Source organism: Streptomyces sp. NPDC127108, from assembly GCF_042677545.1.
Lineage (GTDB): Bacteria > Actinomycetota > Actinomycetes > Streptomycetales > Streptomycetaceae > Streptomyces.
Map to the genome: position 1 here is coordinate 43365 of NZ_JBHXTE010000001.1, position 20061 is coordinate 63425.

At 68.1% G+C, this 20061-nt stretch carries 18 protein-coding genes; 12 read left to right on the forward strand and 6 right to left on the reverse strand.

Going from position 1 to position 20061, the window contains the following annotated elements:
• Positions 1-201 precede the first annotated feature (201 nt).
• Positions 202-1839: a ribosomal protection-like ABC-F family protein gene (gene abc-f, locus ACFVHO_RS00190; protein ID WP_385707818.1), complete on the forward strand. Its 1638-nt coding sequence runs from the start codon at positions 202-204 to the stop codon at positions 1837-1839.
• A gap of 266 nt (positions 1840-2105) precedes the next feature.
• Positions 2106-2654: a hypothetical protein gene (locus ACFVHO_RS00195; protein WP_385707820.1), complete on the forward strand. Its 549-nt coding sequence runs from the start codon at positions 2106-2108 to the stop codon at positions 2652-2654.
• Between the two features lie 56 nt (positions 2655-2710).
• Here ACFVHO_RS00195 and ACFVHO_RS00200 read toward each other — a convergent pair whose 3' ends face one another.
• Positions 2711-4153, reverse strand: coding sequence for an aldehyde dehydrogenase (locus tag ACFVHO_RS00200; RefSeq protein ID WP_385707823.1), 1443 nt, complete (start codon positions 4151-4153; stop codon positions 2711-2713).
• Between the two features lie 288 nt (positions 4154-4441).
• Here ACFVHO_RS00200 and ACFVHO_RS00205 point away from each other — a divergent pair, with 288 nt between their 5' ends.
• From ACFVHO_RS00205 to ACFVHO_RS00215, 3 genes are all read left to right on the forward strand, one after another.
• Entirely contained in the window at positions 4442-4891 is a 450-nt protein-coding gene (locus ACFVHO_RS00205; protein ID WP_385707826.1) for a hypothetical protein, read from the forward strand.
• 302 nt (positions 4892-5193) lie between these two features.
• Entirely contained in the window at positions 5194-5682 is a 489-nt protein-coding gene (locus tag ACFVHO_RS00210) for a TetR/AcrR family transcriptional regulator (RefSeq protein WP_385708594.1), read from the forward strand.
• 141 nt (positions 5683-5823) lie between these two features.
• The gene (locus tag ACFVHO_RS00215; protein WP_385707829.1) at positions 5824-6297 is read left to right on the forward strand and encodes an SsgA family sporulation/cell division regulator; all 474 of its coding nucleotides are present in this window, start codon (positions 5824-5826) and stop codon (positions 6295-6297) included.
• Between the two features lie 98 nt (positions 6298-6395).
• Here ACFVHO_RS00215 and ACFVHO_RS00220 read toward each other — a convergent pair whose 3' ends face one another.
• Positions 6396-6977 carry a CGNR zinc finger domain-containing protein gene (locus ACFVHO_RS00220; protein WP_385707831.1) on the reverse strand — a complete coding sequence of 194 codons (582 nt, stop codon included), beginning with the start codon at positions 6975-6977 and terminating at the stop codon, positions 6396-6398.
• Positions 6978-7090: 113 nt separating this feature from the next.
• Positions 7091-7552, reverse strand: coding sequence for a cupin domain-containing protein (locus ACFVHO_RS00225; protein ID WP_385707833.1), 462 nt, complete (start codon positions 7550-7552; stop codon positions 7091-7093).
• Positions 7553-7942: 390 nt separating this feature from the next.
• Between ACFVHO_RS00225 and ACFVHO_RS00230 the strand changes: the two genes are divergently transcribed.
• The 3 genes from ACFVHO_RS00230 (at position 7943) to ACFVHO_RS00240 (ending at position 12290) form a co-directional block, all read left to right on the forward strand.
• Positions 7943-8332, forward strand: coding sequence for a hypothetical protein (locus tag ACFVHO_RS00230; RefSeq protein ID WP_385707836.1), 390 nt, complete (start codon positions 7943-7945; stop codon positions 8330-8332).
• Between the two features lie 67 nt (positions 8333-8399).
• A complete protein-coding gene (gene fxsT / locus ACFVHO_RS00235) occupies positions 8400-10835 on the forward strand; it encodes an FxSxx-COOH system tetratricopeptide repeat protein (protein ID WP_385707839.1) in 2436 nt (811 codons plus the stop codon).
• A gap of 669 nt (positions 10836-11504) precedes the next feature.
• Complete coding sequence (locus tag ACFVHO_RS00240; RefSeq protein ID WP_385707842.1) at positions 11505-12290, forward strand: hypothetical protein; 786 nt, start codon at positions 11505-11507, stop codon at positions 12288-12290.
• Between the two features lie 128 nt (positions 12291-12418).
• On the opposite strand, the gene ACFVHO_RS00245 is transcribed toward ACFVHO_RS00240, so the two are convergent.
• The gene (locus tag ACFVHO_RS00245; protein WP_385707845.1) at positions 12419-12820 is read right to left on the reverse strand and encodes an ACT domain-containing protein; all 402 of its coding nucleotides are present in this window, start codon (positions 12818-12820) and stop codon (positions 12419-12421) included.
• 146 nt (positions 12821-12966) lie between these two features.
• Between ACFVHO_RS00245 and ACFVHO_RS00250 the strand changes: the two genes are divergently transcribed.
• On the forward strand, positions 12967-14379 hold the full coding sequence (locus ACFVHO_RS00250; protein ID WP_385707848.1) for an amidohydrolase family protein: 1413 nt from the start codon (positions 12967-12969) through the stop codon (positions 14377-14379).
• Positions 14380-14510: 131 nt separating this feature from the next.
• Positions 14511-15737 (forward strand): hypothetical protein, encoded by a 1227-nt coding sequence (locus tag ACFVHO_RS00255; RefSeq protein ID WP_385707851.1) that lies wholly within the window; start codon positions 14511-14513, stop codon positions 15735-15737.
• A 34-nt stretch (positions 15738-15771) separates the two neighbouring features.
• On the opposite strand, the gene ACFVHO_RS00260 is transcribed toward ACFVHO_RS00255, so the two are convergent.
• The gene (locus ACFVHO_RS00260) at positions 15772-16296 is read right to left on the reverse strand and encodes a winged helix-turn-helix transcriptional regulator (RefSeq protein WP_385707854.1); all 525 of its coding nucleotides are present in this window, start codon (positions 16294-16296) and stop codon (positions 15772-15774) included.
• Between the two features lie 85 nt (positions 16297-16381).
• Between ACFVHO_RS00260 and ACFVHO_RS00265 the strand changes: the two genes are divergently transcribed.
• Together ACFVHO_RS00265 and ACFVHO_RS00270 are read left to right on the forward strand one after the other, a co-directional pair.
• Positions 16382-17080 (forward strand): SDR family oxidoreductase, encoded by a 699-nt coding sequence (locus ACFVHO_RS00265; RefSeq protein WP_385707857.1) that lies wholly within the window; start codon positions 16382-16384, stop codon positions 17078-17080.
• Between the two features lie 44 nt (positions 17081-17124).
• On the forward strand, positions 17125-17550 hold the full coding sequence (locus ACFVHO_RS00270; protein WP_385707860.1) for a tautomerase family protein: 426 nt from the start codon (positions 17125-17127) through the stop codon (positions 17548-17550).
• A 111-nt stretch (positions 17551-17661) separates the two neighbouring features.
• Here ACFVHO_RS00270 and ACFVHO_RS00275 read toward each other — a convergent pair whose 3' ends face one another.
• A complete protein-coding gene (locus tag ACFVHO_RS00275) occupies positions 17662-19986 on the reverse strand; it encodes a pyruvate dehydrogenase (RefSeq protein WP_385707864.1) in 2325 nt (774 codons plus the stop codon).
• Positions 19987-20061 lie beyond the last annotated feature (75 nt).

Genomic DNA, 20061 nt, shown 5'->3' on the forward strand with positions numbered 1-20061 from the left:
CTGTGCGTCACATCGACTGTCTATCGAGGAGTGCAGACGTGGCGGGTGACGACGACATCTCGGGGTGAGACCCCGTTCCGACGACCACTGGCAGGCGCTCAGGAGCGCCGCTGACGTGGTCCGTCTCGTCGTACCCCTTTTCGCACGTCTACCCAGGGCAGAGGTCTATTCCCTGCCCTCACATCCCTCGAGGTCACCTCCATGTCCCACACCGCCGCCGTCGTCTGCTCGAACGTCTCCTTCGCCTGGCCCGACGACACCCCGGCCTTCCACGACCTGTCCTTCACCGTGCCCACCGGCCGCACAGGGCTCGTCGCACCCAACGGAGCCGGAAAGAGCACCCTGCTCAAGCTGATCGCGGGCGAACTCAGGCCCGCCACGGGATCGTTGACCGTCAGCGGCACCCTCGGCTATCTGCCGCAGAGTCTCCCTCTGACCAGTGACCTCACGGTCGCCGAGGTGCTCGGCGTCGACGCGGTGATCCGCGCCATCGACGCCGTGGAGACCGGCGACGTCGCCGAGGAGCACTTCACCACGATCGGCGACGACTGGGACATCGAGGAACGCACCCGCGGCCACCTCGACCGACTGGGCCTCGCCGACCTCGCCCTGGACCGCAGCCTCGGCACCCTCAGCGGCGGCCAGGTCGTCTCCCTCGGCCTCGCCGCCCAATTGCTCAAGCGCCCCGACGTGCTGCTGCTCGACGAGCCCACGAACAACCTCGACCTCGAAGCCCGGCACAAGCTCTACGACGTGCTCTCCGACTTCTCCGGCTGTCTGCTGCTAGTCAGCCACGACCGCGAGCTCCTCGACCGGATGGAGCGCATCGCCGAGCTCGGCAGTGACGAACTGCGCCTGTACGGGGGCGACTTCACCGCGTACGAGGAAGCCGTGCGCGCCGAGCAGGAGGTCGCCGAGAAGAACGTCCGCAACGCCGAGCAGGACCTCAAGCGCGAGAAGCGGGAGTTGCAGCAGGCCCGCGAACGCGCCGAGCGCCGCGCGAGCAACGCCGCCAAGAACCTCAAGAACGCCGGCCTGCCCAAGATCTTCGCCGGCAACATGAAGCGCGGCGCCCAGGAGGCAGCCGGGAAGTCCGGCACGATGCACGCCTCCCGGGTCAGCGAGGCCAAGACCCGGCTCGACGACGCCGGACGTGCCCTGCGCGACGAGCAGCGCCTCACCCTGGAGCTGCCCGACACCCAGGTGCCCGCGGGACGCAACCTCTTCCTCGGCAAAGGCGCGCAGGTCCGCCTCGGGGACATCGACGTGTTCGCCCCGGGCGGCGTCGACCTGACCGTGCGAGGCCCCGAGCGGATCGCGCTGACCGGGCCCAACGGCTCTGGGAAGACCACCCTGCTGCGCCTGATCACCGGTGAACTCACGCCGGACAGCGGGGACATCAAGCGCAACGACGGCCGGATCGCCTACCTCTCGCAGCGCCTGGACCTGCTCGACCTGGACCGCACCGTCGCGGAGAACTTCGCCGCGTTCGCACCCGAGCGGCCCGCGGCGGAGCGGATGAACCTGCTCGCCCGCTTCCTCTTCCGGGGCGCCCGGGCACATCTCCCGGTCCGGGTACTCTCCGGCGGCGAGCGCCTGCGAGCCACGCTCGCCTGCGTACTGTGCGCCGAGCCTGCCCCGCACCTGCTGCTCCTGGACGAGCCCACCAACAACCTCGATCTGGTCAGCGCGAGCCAACTGGAGAGCGCGCTCAACTCCTACCAGGGCGCCTTCATGGTCGTCAGCCACGACGAGCGGTTCCTCGCCGAGATCGGCGTGAACCGCTGGCTGCGGCTCGCTGACGGACAGCTCCAGGAGACGGGGGCCCCGGCCGTGTGAGCCGCCGCATTGCTCGACGGTCCGCGCTGGTCGACGAACGGGCGACGGCCAGCTCGGCCGCCGCTTCCTTGCATGTCTCTCCGCCACTGCATCCGAACATGTCGGAACGAAGAAGGGCCAGCCTGGTCCGGGTGCGCAAGCACAACAGCACTTATCGTGAAGAGCGAACATGCCAGACAGATCGTCGGGCGTCGACACTTATCTGCACGGACTCCTCGACATGGGTAGCATGCGCAACGTCATTCATATCGAGGGAGTGAACGGTTGTGACCAGCCAGTCAGCCGCCGCGCTCCGGTCGCGGTACCTGGAACAAGCCGTATCGGACCTGGAGGAGAACCGCCGCCTTCAGCAGGAGCTGCAGGAGAGGATCTCGATGCTGAAACAGGAGGAGGCCCTCCTGGGAGACATCATCAGTCTCGCCGAACGCTACAAGGGCTTCGCGGATGCGTCCCGACTGCCCGAGCAGCCGCAGGACGAGCCTGTTGCGGCGAAGCCGAAGCAGACTGCGGCCAGGGCGACTTCGCCGCAATCGGCGCGGGCCAAGACCTCGTCGTCGGGCACCTCGGCCAAGTCCGGCACGGAGGGGAAGCCACGTCAGCCCCTGCTGGGAGAACTACTCACGAAGCTGCTCGCCAAGCACGACGAGCCGCGCCTGGCGAAGGAGCTCCGGGACGAGCTCCTGAAGAAACACCCTGACCGCAATCCCACACCGCAGGTGGTGCGGAACACCCTTGAGTCACTTGTCGCCAAGGGACGCATCCAGCGGCACAAGCAGCAGCGGTCCGTCATGTACACCCTGGTGAAGCAGGGTTGAGCACGGCCCGTACCCGAACAGCACCGTCGTCGCAGTCCAGCTCCTTCGTCACTGGTTCACACGGTGATGGTCTTGTACTCGGTGTACGTGCCGAGGCCGACCGCACCGTACTCACGGCCGATGCCGCTGGCCTTGAATCCGCCGAACGGGCCGTCGAAAGCGACGGAGGCGCCGTTGACGGTGACCGTGCCGGTGCGGAACCGGCGGGCGACCGCCAGGGCGTGGTCCTCGTCGGATGACCAGACACCGCCGGACAGGCCGTACTCCGAGTCGTTGGCGATACGGACGGCGTCGTTCTCGTCGTCGTAGGCGATGACCACCAGGACCGGACCGAAGATCTCCTCCTGCGCGATCCGCATGGAGTTGTCGACGTCGGCGAAGACCGTGGGCGTCACGTAGTTGCCCTTCTCCAGGCCCTCGGGGATCTGCGGGCCGCCGGTGACCAGGCGGGCACCCTCCTCGATGCCGAGCCGGATGTAGTCACGCACCCGCTCCTGCTGGTCGGGGCGGATCATCGGGCCGATGAAGGTGTCGGGGTCGTTGGGGTCACCGACCTTCAGCGACTCGACCAGCTCTTTCAGCGCCGTCACGACCTCCTCGTACGTCTCGCGCGGGGCCAGGACGCGGGTCTGGGCGATGCATGACTCGCCGTTGTTGAGCAGGGAGGCGAACTTCAGGCCCGCGACGGCCTTCTCGATGTCGGCGTCGGGGAGGATGACAGCGGCGGACTTACCACCGAGTTCCAGGCTGACCCGCTTGAGTTGCTCGCCCGCGATCGAGGCGATGCGGCGGCCGGCGCGGGTCGAGCCGGTGAAGGCGATCTTGTCGACGTCCGGGTGCGACACCAGGTGCTCACTGGTCTCGCGGTCGGCGGGCAACACGCTGATCACCCCTTCGGGCAGTCCTGTCTGCTGCAGCAGGTCGGCCAGGAAGCCCATGCTCAGGGAGTTCTCCGGGGACACCTTGAGGACCACGGAGTTTCCCGCGAGCAGCGCAGGGATGATCTTCGAGGTGGCCGAGGAGAACGGGGAGTTCCACGGGATCACCGCGGCTACGACGCCGACCGCCTCGCGGCGCACGACGCTGCGCACCGGGGAGGACGGGTCCGAGGGGACGAGGGTCTCCTCCCAGCCGAACTCCTCCGCCGCCTTCAGGTAGGCGTTCGCCTGGCGGGTCAGACCGGGCTGCCCGGCCCGGGTGAACCAGCCCGCCGAGCCGTTCTCCAACGAGATCAGGTGTGCGGCCTTGTCCGCGTGCTCCTCGCGCAGCGCGTTGAAGCGGCGCAGCACCGCGATTCGCTCCGCCGGCGAGGTCAGCCGCCACTCCCCCTTGTCGAACGAGACGCGGGCCGCGGCCACCGCCCGGTCGACGTCCTCCGGCTGCGCCTGGGCCACACGACCGATCAGTGACTGGTCGTGCGGGGACGCGATGTCGAGCAGCGTGGGGTTGCTCGGCTCGACCCAGGAACCACCGATGAAAAGACGGTCGTAGGTGATCATGCGCTTTCTCACTTCCAGGGCTTGTCGATCCGTTGGAGCGCCATCTCTAACTGTCACTTCAATGTAGCACTTATACTTGTTAGATCCACATACGGATGACTGAGACATGTTGCTCCCTCAGAGGAAGCGGTCGGTCGACTTCGCGCGAACCGGCGTGTCCGCTTTTCTCGCTGTGGTTGCGCACGTGGTGCTGCAAGCTGTCCCTGCCTTGGCGCGGGTGGTCAACGGAGCCCGCGCCCATGGGCGTGCGATCCCGCCGTGTGTGATTGCTTCGTTCCTGGAGGGAACATGAGTCGCGTAGCGGAGTACGAGTTAAGGCTCGACTGGGTTCGGATCGACGATGTCAGCGAGGGTTCCGGTGACCCCGTCGGCGAGGTCTACGGCAGCATCAGTCTGGACGACGTGACCTTGTGGAAGCCCACCAAGGGCGGCCTCTTCGGAAACCCCACCGCCACCTATCTATCCATGCGTGCCGGGGAGTTCTTCAAGCTTCCCGACAACCGCTCCTCGCGCCGGCACTTCGACGAGGACGCCCCCCAGCAGTCCATCGCCTTCCGTCTGAAGATGAACCTCAGCGAGAGCGACGACTGGAACTCGCCCGACGTCATCGCCCGCGTTGACGAAGAGATCCGGCCCAACCCGACCGACTTCACCGGAAAGAAGAGCCTGACCGAGGAGAAAACGGCAGCCTCGGAGGGCAAGATCACCTACCAGTACACGCTCACACGTCTCGGCTAGGACACCCAGGGCCCTGAAAGCCACGGGGCCGACAGACGTGGGGCGTCCGGTGCAGCCGTCACAGCTTCCGGACGCCCTCACGCACGCCCTCAGGGGCGGCGCGCCGACCACACCCCAAAGATGAGGCTCAATGTGCTGGCGCCAGCTCAGCCATCCGACTCACACATGTAGCAGTTAACTCTCATGGGTCTACCGCCGAGAGACGCTAAGGGACCTAGCCTTCACATTCCGCCACTAGACTCGGTGCGGTGAGAGCCGACGCAGCACGCAATCTGGAAGCGGTCCTGACCACCGGGGCACGCATGCTCGCCGCCGACCCCGGCACGAGCATCGCGAGCATCGCCACCCAGGCAGGTGTCGACCGACGCACCGTCTACCGGCGCTTCGCCTCTCGCGAGGAACTCCTCGCCGCCATCTACGAATCCCGCCTGACAGCCATCGAACGGGCCATCCAGGACGCACGACTGCGCGAAGCACCCGTGACCGTAGCCCTGCACCGCTACGTCGAGAACATCATCACCGTCAACCGCACCTGGCCCGTCGACCTGACCCACATGCTCACCGACGACGCCATCCGCCAACGCCGCGACGCCTCCGTACAAGAAGTCGACACCTTCCTGGAACGAGCCACCGCAGAGGGCCTCTTCCGCCAGAACCAACCGCAAGGCTGGGCGGCATCCCTCCTCCCCCAGCTGATGCATCTCGTGTCCCGGCAACAGCCCGACCTGAGCCCCGCGCAGGCGGCAGACATCGTCGTCGACACCCTCCTGAACGGTCTCGGAGCGTCCTGACGCGCTGGGCGTCGGGGCCGAGAACCGGCGAGCGCGCCGGAAGTTCCGGGAAGTCCGACGGTCAAGTTACTTATGTACGACGATCCCGCGGGGACGAGAGTGGGCCGGGTCAGGTTCCGCCCACAGAAGGGTCGTCTCGTCATGAGCGGCAACCATCCCGGCGTACAGGCTTCCCGGACGGCGTCGTACGGCAGCCCCGAGCTGACCCTGGACATCGAGCGTGTACTGGGCGTGGCGGCCCGGCAGGCCGTCGAGGCGGAGTTCCGGTTCGACCCCGAGTCTCCCCTGATCATCTGTGTGGAGCTCCTCCTCGAGGGCGGCTCCCGCGTCCTGTGGCGGATCGGGCGCGATCTGCTCCAGCAGGGGCTGTACTCCGTGAGCGGTCTAGGTGACGTCCAGATCTGGCCGACGCACCCGGAGCGGGAACGAGCCACCGCCTGGCTGCAGTTGACCTCCGGGGACATGGCAGCCCTCTTCGAGCTGCCCGTGCCGCCGCTGGCGGAGTGGCTTGCGTACACCTATGAGCTCGTTCCCGCCGGTCGCGAACTCTGCGGGACCGACTGGGAGTCGGCGACGGCGGACCTGCTCCAGGACTCCACGGCGCAGTCCGACTGACACCCGGGGCTCCCCTCGCTCCACTTGCCCAAGACAGGCAAGGCGGGGTAGATCCCGGCCGGGAAGACGGTGACCGCCAAACGACACTCCGGTGCCGGTCAGCCCTGACTGACGTGCTGACGAGCCCGGTAGGCGGCGGCCTTGACGCGGTTGCCACACGTCTTCATGGCGCACCACTCCCGTCGACGGCCCCGCGAGCGGTCGAGGTAGACCTGGGTGCACTCAGGGCGGGCGCACTCGCGCAGCAGGGTCTCCTCGTCGCCGCCGAGGATCACGATCATCTCGCGGGCCAGTGCCGCGAGCCCTTGCGAAACCGAGCCGGTACGCGTCATGCCGTGGGGGCCGAGCCGCAGCGTCACCGGCAAGCCCGACGCCTGGAGGTTCAGCTCGGCGACCGCTTTGGTGGGCATCGGCTTGCCGTCCAGGCGGGCGGCGACCAGGTCGTAGATGGACTCGCGCAGGTCGATCGCGATGGCGAGGTCCACCTCGCTGGCGCCCGGCGCGAGATCGAGCATCCCGGACTCGACGAACCAGTCGTCGAGCAGCTCAGGGGTGGCGAGCTTCTCCATCGGCTCGTCGTTGCGCCGCGCACGCAGCGTGCCAACGAAGTCGAGAGGGAGCGTCCCGCAGGGAAAAGCATGATTCACGTAACCATACTGGCCAGTGATTGGCCAGAACACAACCCGTCACCCACGTCGCCCCCCTGCGGGGGGGGGTGCTCACCGTTCCGGCCCGACGCCACCACCCGCTCGGATGACCGGGGAGCCTGAACCGGTTCGGTCGCGCTCCTCAATCAGTACATGGTCACCAGGGGCTTGGTCTCGTCGACGACGTACGTGGAGAGCATCATCGTGGTCACCTTGCCGATGTTGACGGCGTTGTGGATGGCGCCGGAGGGGATGAAGAACGGGTCGCCGGTGCACAGTCGCAGCGCCGGCCCGTCGTCGAACTTCATCAGGACTTCCCCACGGATGATGTAGCCGACCTCCACTCCGGGGTGGCTGTGCCGCCCGGACTCCTTGTGCCGGGGTATCTCAACGAGCGTCTGCACCGCTTCCCAGCCCTTGGCCGGAGAGAGGTGTTCCTGAAGCAGGGTCCGGGTCACACCCTCGGTCGGGTCGGAGCCGACCGGACGCGGAACATGAGCCAGGCGGCCGGTCTCGGCGGCGTGGGCGGACGACGAGAGCGCGGCGGCAGCGATTGCGCCGGTGGCCGCGGCACCGCTGGTACGGAGGAGAGAGCGTCGATTGATCATCACAGATTCCTCTTCGAAGGCGGTAAGAGTCGAACCAAAAAGAACACTTGTTCCATCACTTGCCGGAGCATTTCACCGCAATCGGCACACGTGAGGCGGCAACACCTGGACGCCACCCCGCGACCGCCAGTCGGCCACCGCTTCCCTTCCGCGGCGCCCCTTGCTACATAGTAACCATTCCAGAGGGTGACTATGCAACATGTCAATCTTAGATCCGAAGAGCCTAACCCTCTAGTGCGGTTACTAGTTGCATGCTTGCTCCACTCCCCCGTGGCGGCGTCGGGCTCTCGAACCGGCCCAGGAGGTAGGCCCCGGAGCCCTAGCCCGGACACGAGGGGACAAGTAACCCGCCGCCAGTAGGTTTGGGGTTGGCTTCCATGTCGTTTCCCGGTGCCGCTGAAGAACATCGGCAGTATCCGCCTGTACCGCCCGGAGGATGCTCCGTCCGGCTGGCCGACACTCGGACGCTCCCTGACACGGCAAATCCGCTGGGACCTGATTGCCCAGCAGTACGACCAGATGGCCAAGTACGCCCCCCGGGCGAAGAAGCTGTCCCGCAAGGACCGGCAAGGACTGACCGTGCTGTCCTGGCCGAACTTCAACCTGTACGGCACCTTCCGTCTTCACATGGACAAGCGGCTCGACCTGCTGCCTGCCGCTGAACCGGAACAACACCGCCGCCCGCGTCGTGACCACCTGGTTTCGCGAGCTCCCATGGACGTGATCCATGCGGGAACATCCTGGTGGCGGTGGACGGGGGTGGCAGGCCATGGGGCGTAGACAGGGTGCGTGGGCCGGGTCGGCGGTGGCGGGAGGGGCCGCGGTGGTGGCGGCCGTGCTGGGGCCTGTGACCAACTACGCCAGTGCCACGGTGCCTGGCTGGGCGCAGGCGTGGGTGATCTGGCCGGTGTTCGCCGTGCTGGTGGCGGTCAGCATCGGGCTGTTGCTGTGGGGCCGGCATCTGGATGCCGGAGCCGGGCCGCCGATACTGCTGGCTCCGGTGAGCCGACTGGCCCGAGGCCAGCAGGCTTCGTTACGCCCCCCGCATGTTCAGCGCGTGCGGGGGCGTGAGACCGAACTCGACGTGCTGACAGGCATGCTGCGGCGGCCACAAGGCCGGTTCGCGGTGCTGTGCGCGGTCGGCGGGATGGGCAAGACAACGGTGGCCGCGCAACTGGCCACCCAGGCCGAGGCTGCGGGCTGGCGAGTGTTTTGGGTGCGCTGGCGTGACGGCGCGGAGCTGGCGCAGCAGATGGTGCAGGCAGCGCTGGCCTGCGGCCTGCCCGAGGCAGAGCTGGAAGCCGCGCGGGCGGGGCAGGCGAGTCTGCCGGATGTGGTCTGGCGACAGTTGAGCCGGGTGCGGAGGTGGCTGGTGGTGGTGGACAACGCCGACGAGCCGCACGAGATCGGCCCGGCAGGGGAGCCGGTGGCCGACTACCGTGGCTGGATCCGTCCGCACGGCCGGGGCCTGCTGGTTGTGACCAGCCGGAATGGCAGCGAGCAGACCTGGGGACCGTGCGCACAGCTGCTGCCGCTGGAGCCTCTGCCGGTGCGGCCCGCGGGGCAGGTCTTGCTGGACGCTGCTCCCGCAGCCGGCACCGCCGAGCAGGCCCGGGAGCTGGCGGCGCGGCTGGGCGGGCTGCCACTGGCGTTGCACGCAGCCGGCACCTATCTGGCCGGACCCACCAGCCGCTACCGCACCTTCGCCGTCTACCGCCAGGCCCTGGAACAGGAACTGCGGTTCTTGCTGGGAGCCACGCACCCGAATGCCTCCCATCCACAGGTCGCCCGCACCGTGGTGCGGCACACCTGGGAGGTGTCCTTGGACCAACTCGCCGGGGAAGGCAACGCTTTAGCCCGCCCCTTGTTGCGACTGCTGGCCCTGCTGGCTCAGGCCCCCATTCCACTGTCCCTGATGACCCCGGACCTGCTATCCGACGTCACCGGACACGACGTCACCGCGGTGGCTCTGGAGGCTGCGTTCGCCGGTCTGCACCGCTACGGCCTCCTCGGCCTGCCCCACTCTCCCGGCAGCACCGGCCCGGCGTCGAGCAGCAGTGACGCGGCTCAGGTGGTGCTGCATCCCCTGATCCGAGAGATCAACGCTGTCGCCCTCACGGCCGAGACCGCCGATCTCGCCGTGTGGCACGGGGCCCTTGCCGCGCGGCTGACCACGGCCGTGGACGAGCTCAACCAGCGCGGGCGCGCTGGTTGGCCTGCAGCTGTGCTCCTCGCCCCCCACCTGCCGCTGCTGCTCGACTACGCAGACCCGCGCACCGCCACACACCACCGCACCACTCTCAACGCCCTCGCGCAGGTGCTGGAGAAGGCTGGCGCTTTCGGTGCCGCGCGCCTGCTGCACCAACGGGTCCTCGACGTCGAGACCCGCACCCTGGGCCCCATGCACCCCGATACCTTGACCAGCCGCAACCACCTGGCCAACGCCTTGTTCGGCATGGGCGAACCAGCCGAGGCAATACGCCTGCTGCGGCAGAACCTGGAGGACCGCGCCCACGTCCTGGGCCCCATGCACCCCGATACCTTGACCAGCCGCAACGACCTCGCATGCGCTTTGGACGGGACGGGTGAGCATGCCGAGGCGGTGGATCTGCTGCGACAGACCCTCACCGACCGCACCCGTGTCCTGGGGCCCGAGCATCCGCATACCCTGGCCAGTCGCGACAGCCTCGGTCTCGCGCTGGATGGGATGGGCGAGCACGCGCAAGCGGTGCGCATGCACCGGCGGACCTTTGACGACCGCATCCGTGTCCTGGGCCCCGAGCATCACCTCACCCTGCTGAGCCGGCACAACCTCGCCAACGCCCTGACCAGGGCGGGTGAGCAGACAGAGGCGATACAGCTCCTGCAGCAGACGACCAACGACCACGCCCGCATCCTGGGCGACGAGCATCCGCATACCCTGGCCAGTCGCGACAGCCTCGGTCTCGTCCTGGACACGATGGGCGAGCACGCACAAGCGGTGCGCATGCACCGGCGCACCCTTGACGACCGTATCCGTCTTCTGGGCCCCGAGCACCCAGATACCCTGGCCAGCCGCCACAACCTCGCTCTCGCTTTGGCCAGTGCGGGTGAGCAGGCCGAGGCGATAGACCTGCTGCGCCGGACTCTCGATGACCGCGTCCGCATCCTGGGCGACGAGCATCCGCACACCCTGAGCACCCTCAACGCCCTGGAGGCAGCGCTGACCATGTCCGCTCAACGGCCACAGAGCCGGTGGTGGTACTGGCTGCGGCGCAGGAACGCCGCTGTCGGCGGCGGTTGAGGAGGCCCTGTATCCCCGAGTCGCCGCCAAGCGACGCTGGCAGAGCTCCAGCGGGAGCTGATCGTGGCGAACACGAACGACGGGCTCGCCTCCGCGCGAGCCCGCGGCCCGGTGGGCGGGCGCCGGCCGAAGCTCACCGCGGACCGAGCCGCGTTCGCCCAACGGCTCTACGGAGAACGGGAGCAGACGGTCCAACAGATCGCCGACATGTTCAGCGTGCTGAGTTCGACGGTGCATGGGCACCTCGACAAGACCAGGACCGTGCCTGCTGCAGATGTTGGCTGGTCAGCGTGGTTTGGTGCGGGTATGCCCCTGCCGTCAGGGGGTGGCAGGGGGCGAGTGCTGCGCCGCAGGTACTGCCCGCTGGACTGTACCTGCGGCGGGTAGCTGGGCCGCCCGCTCGCCGACGGGTACATGTCCGCGAACATCCCCGCCGGAAACAGCGCCTCCCAGTGCTCAGCCAGGAAGGCGAACACACTGTGCTGCGGGATCAACTCCCCGCAGACTGCCCACACATCAGGCCCCACCGGGCCGGGGCCAGAACCCCAACACCTTCAGCTAGGACACCTCCGCCGGTTTGCGGCCTTTCTGCGATCAGTGTGGCCTGCATAGTTCTTGGTGCTATCCGGCCCGCTGGCGTGCGGGCCCACTCCGGAATGGTGGTTACTCATGCCGCACCAGGAGATTCCGACCGGGCGCCTGTCCGCCCTCCAGGCAATCGTCGACGCGAGCCCGTACGCGTCGGACCGCAAGGACATCCAGGGGATGAGCTGTGCCGACATCAAGGCGAAGATGGACAGCCACTTCGGAGGCGCTTTCAGTGACCCCGCAGAGGGGTTCGGCTACATGATCTTGTTCTTCACCGCGCTGATCAAGGGCTGCGGATTCGTCTGGGGGGAGTCGGACGCCAGCGTGGACCCGACCACCGGGGTCTCCTTCCAGCTCCAGACCGTCTACTACTACAACAGCGACGACCGCGGCGCCAAAGTCAAGATGTACTCCGACGACTACCCCGAGCTCTACAGCAGCAACATCAACACCAAGGGCGACTACGACTCCGCCAGTGACGTCCACAACCTCTTCCGCCTCGCCCCGACGCCGGCGAAGCACTCGGGCAAGACCATGTTCCACATGTTCGTCCAGGACGGCGCCCACGCCGGCAAATCCCTGAGCAGCTACACCAAGAGCGACGGCACCCTGGGAGTGCTCGCCGTCGAGCACGACCCGGCCACCGCGGACCTCTGGGTCATCGGCGACGACGTCCATCACGACGAGTACTCGGGCAACCTCTACCGCAACTTCTCCGCGAAAGCGGAGGCGAACGGCTGGCTGACCATTCCCGACGGCAAGGGCGGCCAGCCCATGAAGATCGACCCGGTGTCGGAGAGCACCAGCCAGGGGCACGAGGGCAGGGCCCAGGTCTTTCACTTCCGGGGCGACACCTGGGGCGGGTGACCCGTCCCGCCGGCATCGAACAGCACAGCGCCACTGGACGAGGTTCCAGTCTGCTGCGACCGTCCTCGTAGCGGCCATCAACGAGTGGCTGTGACCGGCATCTTCCGAACCGTCTCCGACGGTCCGTCTCAGACGGACCGTCGGGCGAGGTCCTCCAGTACCGTGACCGCCTGAGCGGCCTGCTCATAGGGCACGAACAGGTGGTCGTGGTGGAAACCGGCGACCACATTGCAGCTCAGACCCGAATCAGCGAGCTCCCTCGCCACAGCGGCGGTCAGGCCAACCGCCTCAAGCGCCGAGTGCACCCGCAGCGTGATCCAGCCCGCCGTGTACTCATACGCCACCCCCGCCGCATCCGCCTCTTGCTGAGACAGGACCAGCGTCAGCCCTTCCTGTTCAGCGACTGTGACGACCGGGGACACGCCCGGCGGAACGATACCGTCGTCGACAGTGGCGAATACGTAACAGCCCACGTTCAGCTCGGGCCGCATCCCGGCCAGCAGCGTTTTCAGATCACTCTCACCAGACATGATCAACACCCTACGGGCAACCCTGCGCTTTCGGCATGGGTCCTGACCGACTGCCGTTTCGGCATCCACATCGCGGAACTTCAGTTTTGAACTGTGGTCTGAATGCCGTCTGTTGATCGCCCTGCGTCGAGCGGTATAACGTCGCAATGACTCTCATGAACCCCATGCGCCTCAACCGTCGCAGTGTTCTCGCCGGGGCCGGCGGTCTTTCTCTGGCCGCTGTCTCCAAGACCGCCGGGCCGGCGGCCGCCGTGGCCGACCGGCCCGAGCGGCCCGGGCAGGCCACCCTGCTCCGGGGCGCCTCACTCGTCCTGACCATGGACCCCCACATCGGCGACGGGGAGCTGGGCCTGCTCAAGGACGCCGATGTGCTCCTGCGGGACGGCAGGATCGCGGAGGTCGGCAGGCAGTTGGAGGCGCCGCGGGGCGCCCGGGTGCGGGACGTGGCGGGGCGGTTCGTGCTGCCGGGGTTCGTGGACATCCACAACCACCTGTGGCAGTCCAGCATCCGAGGCGGCTGCTCGGACCAGGACTTGGTCGGCTGGCTGAAGACGTGCAACCTGTCGACCCTGCCGAAGATCGACCCCGCAGGCATGTACGCCTTCGTGCACCTGTCCGCGCTCGACGCCCTCCAGGCGGGCGTGACCACCCTGGTCGACTGGGTGCACGCGATCCCGTATGCGACCAGCGAGCGCTACGTGCAGGCCCTGGACGACGCGGGTCTGCGTTTCGTCTACGCCATGGCCTCCTTCAAGGGCGCGGAGGAACAGGTCCGCACGGTCAAGGAGCGACTCCTGGACCCGCTGCCGCTGGCCTCCGCCCAGATTGCGGTGCACGCACGCAAGGGGAGCATCGCCACGGTGCGCGCCTCCTGGAAGCAGGCCCAGGACCTGGGTCTGATGCTCAACTCGCACGTCCTGGAGCACCGCACCGACCGCGCCGAGGAACAGATCGCGACCCTGCGCGAGATCGGCGCCTTCGGCCCCAGCTTGTTGATGAACCACGCCGTTCACCTGAGCCGCGAGGAGATCGCACTCCTGGGTGACCACGACGTACGGGTGGCGCACTGCCCGCTCAGCAACATGCGTCTGGCCTCCGGGGTCATGCCGCTGCCGAAACTGCACAAGGCCGGGGTCAAGATGGGCCTGGGCCACGACGGCGGGACGAACGACACCTCCGACATGTTCGCTCTCATGAAGGCCGCCGTCGGCCTCCAGCGGGCCGTGCACGAGGACCCGCAGATCCAGCCCGCGCTGCCCGCCGTGCTGCGCATGGGCACGCTGGGCGGCGCCGAGGCCATCGGCATGGCCGACCAGGTGGGCTCACTGACCCCCGGCAAACGCGCCGACGTCCTCGTTCTCGACCCGGGCACCTTGAACTTCGCCCCCCGCTTCGACTGGACGAGCCAGATCGTCCTCAACGGCCAGCCGCTCAACATCACCGATGTGTACGTGGACGGCCGACTGCGCAAGACCGGCGGCGAACTGGTGGGTGTGGACACCGAGAAGGTCGTCCTCGCGGCCGAAGAAGCTGCGGCCCGCCTGACTTCCACTCCCTGACACACGTTGATTCCGTCGAGATCCAGTCATGAGCATGACGGATTCCGCAGTGTCGCTCTGTCGGAGGTTTCCGCAGGCTTTCGGGGGCGGCAAGGACTCGTTGCCGCCGCCATCGACAGCAGGAGGGGACCATGCGACTCAGACAGTTACATCCCGTACTCAGACGCCTCACCACGGGCACGACCGCGCTCGCGCTCCTCGCGACCTCGGCGCTGGCCGGCGTGACGGCCCTCGCGAGCCCCGCCGCCGCGGCCGGGGACCCGAAGGCCGGTGAGGCGTGCACCTCCGCCGATCTGGGCAAGCGGTACCCGTTCATCAAGACCGTCAAGGTCGAGCCGACCATCACGCACTTCAAGGGCTACTTCGTCACGGCGGGCTCGACGGGCAGCCAGTCGGTCAAGCTCAGCACGCAGACCCAGGTGACGGTCGAGGTCGGCACCTCCACCACCATCACGGTCGGGTTCGCATTCGAGGTGCTGACCAAGGCCGAGACCGCGGTGAACCGGACCGTCAAGAAGACCACCGGCACCACCAGCTCCGAAGAACAGACCATCACCTGGAACTTCACGCAGCCCGGCTACTACGGTCTGTACCAGGGCACGCGCAAGGTCACCGGCGAGTACGGCAGCCTGAACTGCGACCGCGTCGACCGCGGTGACGGCACGTATGCCACCCAGTGGACCGAGCGTCCCGGCGGTCGGTACACGACCTTCTCCACGATCGAGGAGGGCGCGATCCGCTGCGAGGACCAAGTGCCCGCGGGCAGCATCATGAAGAAGGCGCAGGAGATCCTCGGCTGCGACGGCACGGCGGCGAAGAAGCGGGCCGGCAAGGCTCCCGCACCGGACACGGCACACAAGGGCCAGGAGGCCTCCGCGAACAGCGAGCGTGGGATCCCCGGCGAGCCGCCGGGGTTCACCTGCCTTCCGGGCAAGTACCGCATCGGCACCCCGGACCGCAAACTGTTCTGGGTGACCTATGGTGCCGGCGACTACTTCCGCCTGCGGCCCGGGCCGCGTCTGCCCGAGGGTGGGACGTGGAGCATGTGCGAGGGGCCACAGAGCAACGGCAAGACCGAGTACGCCCTGGTCAACAGCTACAAGGGCCGGTGCGCGACAATGACCGACCACACCGATTCCGAAGGCGGGCAGTTCCGCATGGACCCCTGCCGCACCGCCGATGACTACCAGCGCTTCTACATCTACCGGGACGTCCTCGGCAGCGACCTGGTCGGCCTCCAGCTCAAGGCCAACGGATTCATGGTCGGGCAGGAACGCGTGGTGGACGACACGGCCATGCGCCAGTACAGCCAAGGCAAGACCGACGGCACCGGGACCTATGTGCTGGAGAAGATCTGACCCTCCGCCAAGTAGCAGCGGACCCGGCGGAGTCCTAAGGCGTGTCCGGCGGAGCCCCGTCGGACACGCCCCGGCCGCGCCGCCAGGCAGGGTTGAGGCGGATCTCGATGTCGCCCGACGCCGCATCCGGGACCGGCTCCGCCGTCACGCGCACACCCATCGCGCGGCCGGTGTCGGTCTCGACGAACGCCAGGGGCGGGCGGCCCTCCTGCAGATGCTTGTCGCCCCACTGCATCAGTGACAGGAACACCGGCAGCAGGTCCTCGCCCACCTCGGTCAGGCAGTACTCGTCGCGAGCCCGTCTGCCCGGCTCCTGATAGGGAACGCGCGCGACGACCTGTGCGGACTCCAACTGCTTGAGCGCCCGTGACACCGCGGGAGCGGAGGTCCCGATCCGCGCCACAAAGTCCTCGAACCGCCTGGTCCCGTAGAAGCACTCTCGGACCACCAGGAACACCGTCTTCGTGCTCAGCAGGCCCAGCACCCGTTCCGCCGAACACCCGTCGCCGATCGACCAGGTGTCCCGGTCGCGCAGCCGCTCCTCGAACTCCATCGCCATGGCGCCATTGTAACTAACGCTTGCGTTATCCAGGGGTGCGTGCTTGCATCTCACTAACGACTTCGTTATCCAGATGGAGGATGCTGTGGTTGCAGTAGGGGGCAAGGTGGCCGTGGTCACCGGCGGCCGACGTGGGCTCGGCGCGGCGCTGGTGGACGAACTGCTGGCGCGCGGGGCGCGGAAGGTGTACTCCACCGCGCGCTCGGCCTACGCCGACGACCGCCCGGAGGTGGTCACCGCCGCACTCGAGGTCCGCTCGGCGGAGTCGGTCGCCGCCCTGGCGGAGGTCGCCGCCGACGCCGAGATCGTGTTCAACAACGCCGGTGTCCTGCTGCCGGACACACTGCTGACGGGCGACTTGGAAAACGCCACGAGGACCTTCGACGTCAACGTCTTCGGGCCGCTGCGGGTGGCGCGCGCCTTCGCACCGATCCTGGCCGCCAACGGCGGGGGCGCGCTCGTCAACATGCACTCGGTGCTGTCCTGGCTGGCCGGAAGCGGCGCCTACGGGGCGTCCAAAGCCGCGGCGTGGTCGGTCACGAACTCCCTCCGGGTCGAACTGGCGGCCCAGCAAACCCAGGTCGTGGGCGTACACGCCGGATTCATCGACACCGACATGGTCTCCGCTTTGGAACGGCCGAAGGCCCTGCCCGCCGAGATCGCCGCGCGGATCGTCGACGGCCTCGAGGCCGGGGACACGGAAGTACTCGCCGACGACGTCACCGTCACCGTCAAAGCCGCGCTCTCCGGCCCCGTGGAACACCTGACCTTCTCCGCCGCCTGACGCCCCGCAGCCCCGACCCAGCACACGAGGAGTACAGAACCGCCATGCCGCTGTGGACCATTCACCACACCCCCGGAATCTTCACCGCCGACGAGAAGCACCAACTGGCCGCCCGCGTCGCCGACCACTACGAAGCGGTCGGGCTGCCCCGGTTCTACGTGGTCACGCTGTTCCACGAGACCCGGCCCGAGGACTTCTACGTCGGCGGCGAACCCACCCCGGCCGGGGTCCGCATCACCATCGACCACATCGCCCGACGCAACCCCGACAGGGAGGCCCGCCGCCGTACCGCCCAGTGGATCAAGAGCATGCTGCAGCCGCACCTCGAACGGCACGCCGGACTGCACTGGGAGTTCCACGCCGACGAGACCAGCGAGGACCTCTGGATGATCAACGGAATCGTGCCGCCCCCGGGAGGCTCCGACGCCGAGAAGAACTGGGCGAAGCTCAACTCGGCGTCCGCGTACTGATCAGGCGGGGGCGGCCGCCGCATGTCGTCCTCGGCCGCAAGCATCTGCTCTGCGAGCAGGGGGCACGCCCCGGTTTCCCGCGCCCTCAGCCGCCGGACAGGCCGAGGCTGCTCAGGTGGTCAGATCCAGGGCGGCGGACACGATGCTGTCGGCATCGATCCCATGGTGGCGGTACACATCAGTGAGCGAGCCGGACTGGCCGAACTGTGTGACGCCGAGCGCGCTCGTGGCGACCTTGTTGACCGTGGCCAGGAACGACAGCGTGTGGGGGTGGCCGTCGAGGACCGTGACCAGGGGTGTGGCGCGGTCCGCGGGGAACACCTGGTCCAGGATCCAGGAATCGGCGGGCTCGTGTCCCTGACGGGCGCGTAGCGCGCGGTACAGGAGGTCGGGGCTGGTGACGCAGATGACGTCGGCGGGCAGGTCCTCCTCTTCCAGGCGGTCGGCCGCGGCCAGCGCCTCCGGGATCACGGCTCCCATGGCCGCGATGGTCACTCGCGCGCCGGAGCGCCGCCTCAGCGCGTAGGCGCCGGCGACGGCCTGGCGGCGGCGCTGTGCCCGGGCGGCCGGATCGACCGGGACGGCGGCCAGGGACTGGTCCACCGGGCGGGTGGACAGGCGCAGGTAGGAGGAAGTGCCGTCCGGTCGGCCCAGCCGGGAGAGGCTGGCGAGCAGTGTCCATTCGGTGTCGATCGCGAAGGCGGGCTCGTACGTGACGCACCCCGGTTGTTGGAGTCCTATCGACGGGGTCTTGATCGACTGGTGGGCTCCGCCTTCGGACGCGAGGGAGACGCCGGAGGGCGTGCCCACGAGGATGGACTGTCCGCCCGCGTAGATCCCGTAGGACCACGGTTCGAGTGCTCGCTCGACGAACGGGTCGTAGACGACTCCGATGGGCAGCAGTGGCTCACCCCATCGGCTCCAGGTCGCGCCGAGTTCGGAGAGCAGGCCCACCAGGTTGGTCTCGGCGATGCCCAGCTCGATGTGCTGACCGGTCGGCTTCTCGCTCCAGTGCAGGATCGTCTCCGCGTCGTCGGCGAACCAGTCCTCACGCTCGCGCGGGGACCAGACGCCCACCTTGTTCACCCAGCCCCCGAGATTGGTCGAGGAGCTGACGTCCGGGCTGACCGTCACGATCCGGCGGGCCGCCTCGGGCGCCTGCCGGGTCAGGTCGAGCAGGACGCGGCCCAGGACCGCCTGCGTGGTGGTCGAGCCCTTCGGGGTGCGGCCGAAGTCGTCCGGCAGTTCGGGGGGCGGGGTCCGGCGGACGTCCGGGCGGCGCAGCAGCTCGGCTGTCTTCTCGCACACCCGGTGCGCCTCGCCGGTCGCGGGCAAGGCACGCCAGGGGTCGTCCAGGTCCGCGGCGACGCGGGTGGCCAGGTCGCGCATCTGCTCTTCGGTCAGCAGCGCGGAGTGGTTCTGCGGATGCCCCTTCGTCGCCAGCCGGTGGCCCTTGACCGTGTAGGCGAAGATGACGGTCGGCCGGGTGTCGTCGATCGCGCCGAAGGCGGCGTCGAGGGCCTGGAGGTCGTGGCCGCCGAGGTTGGCCACCGCTTCGACGAGGACATCGTCGTCCACATCGGCGATCAGTTCGGCGACACGGGATGCTTCGGGCCCCGTGCCGGGCAGTCGTCGGCGCAGGTCGGGACCTTCGCAGCGCAGGAGTCGCTGGTATTCCGGGTTGGTCATCTCGTCGAGGCGCCGCCGGAGTTCGGTACCGCCGGGGCGAGCGAAGAGGCTCTCCAGGAGCTGTCCGTACTTCAGGGTCATGACCTGCCACCCGGCGGCGGCGAACATTCCTGGCAGCTTCCCGGCCGCGATGTCGGGCACGACCCGGTCCAGCGACTGCCGGTTCATGTCGACGACCCAGACGATCTCGCCCAGTTCCACCACCGAGGGGTCGAGGACCGCTTCCCAGATCGCTCCCTCGTCCAGCTCCGCGTCACCGAGGAGCGCGTACTGACGTCCGGTCCCCGGATCGCCTCCCACGGACGCGGTGTAGCGGCGCGCGAGGGCACCCCACACCGGCGCGGTGGCACCGATGCCGACAGATCCGGTCGAGTAGTCCACCGGATCCGGGTCCTTGGTCCTGCTCGGGTAGCTCTGCAGGCCCCCGAACTCCCGCAGCCTCGGCAGGTACGAGGCGTCGAGATGCCCGAGGAGGTGGTTGATCGAGTGCAGCACCGGAGAGGCGTGGGGTTTGACCGACACCCGGTCCTCGGCCCGCAGATGCCGGAACCACAGCGCGGTCATGATCGACACCATGGACGCGGACGAGGCCTGATGGCCTCCCACCTTGAGACCGGTCGGGTTCGGGCGCACCCGGTTGGCGTGGTGGACGATCGCCGACGAAAGCCACAGCACCCGGTCCTCGATCTCGGCCAGGACCTCCAGCTCGGGCTCGATGTGTCGTGCGCTGTTCGGGGAGCTCTTCATCGTCCAACCTCTTCGGTGTGATTCCTGCATGTTCCTGAGGACCTTCAAGCGATGGGTCCCGCGGGCGGCGGGTGG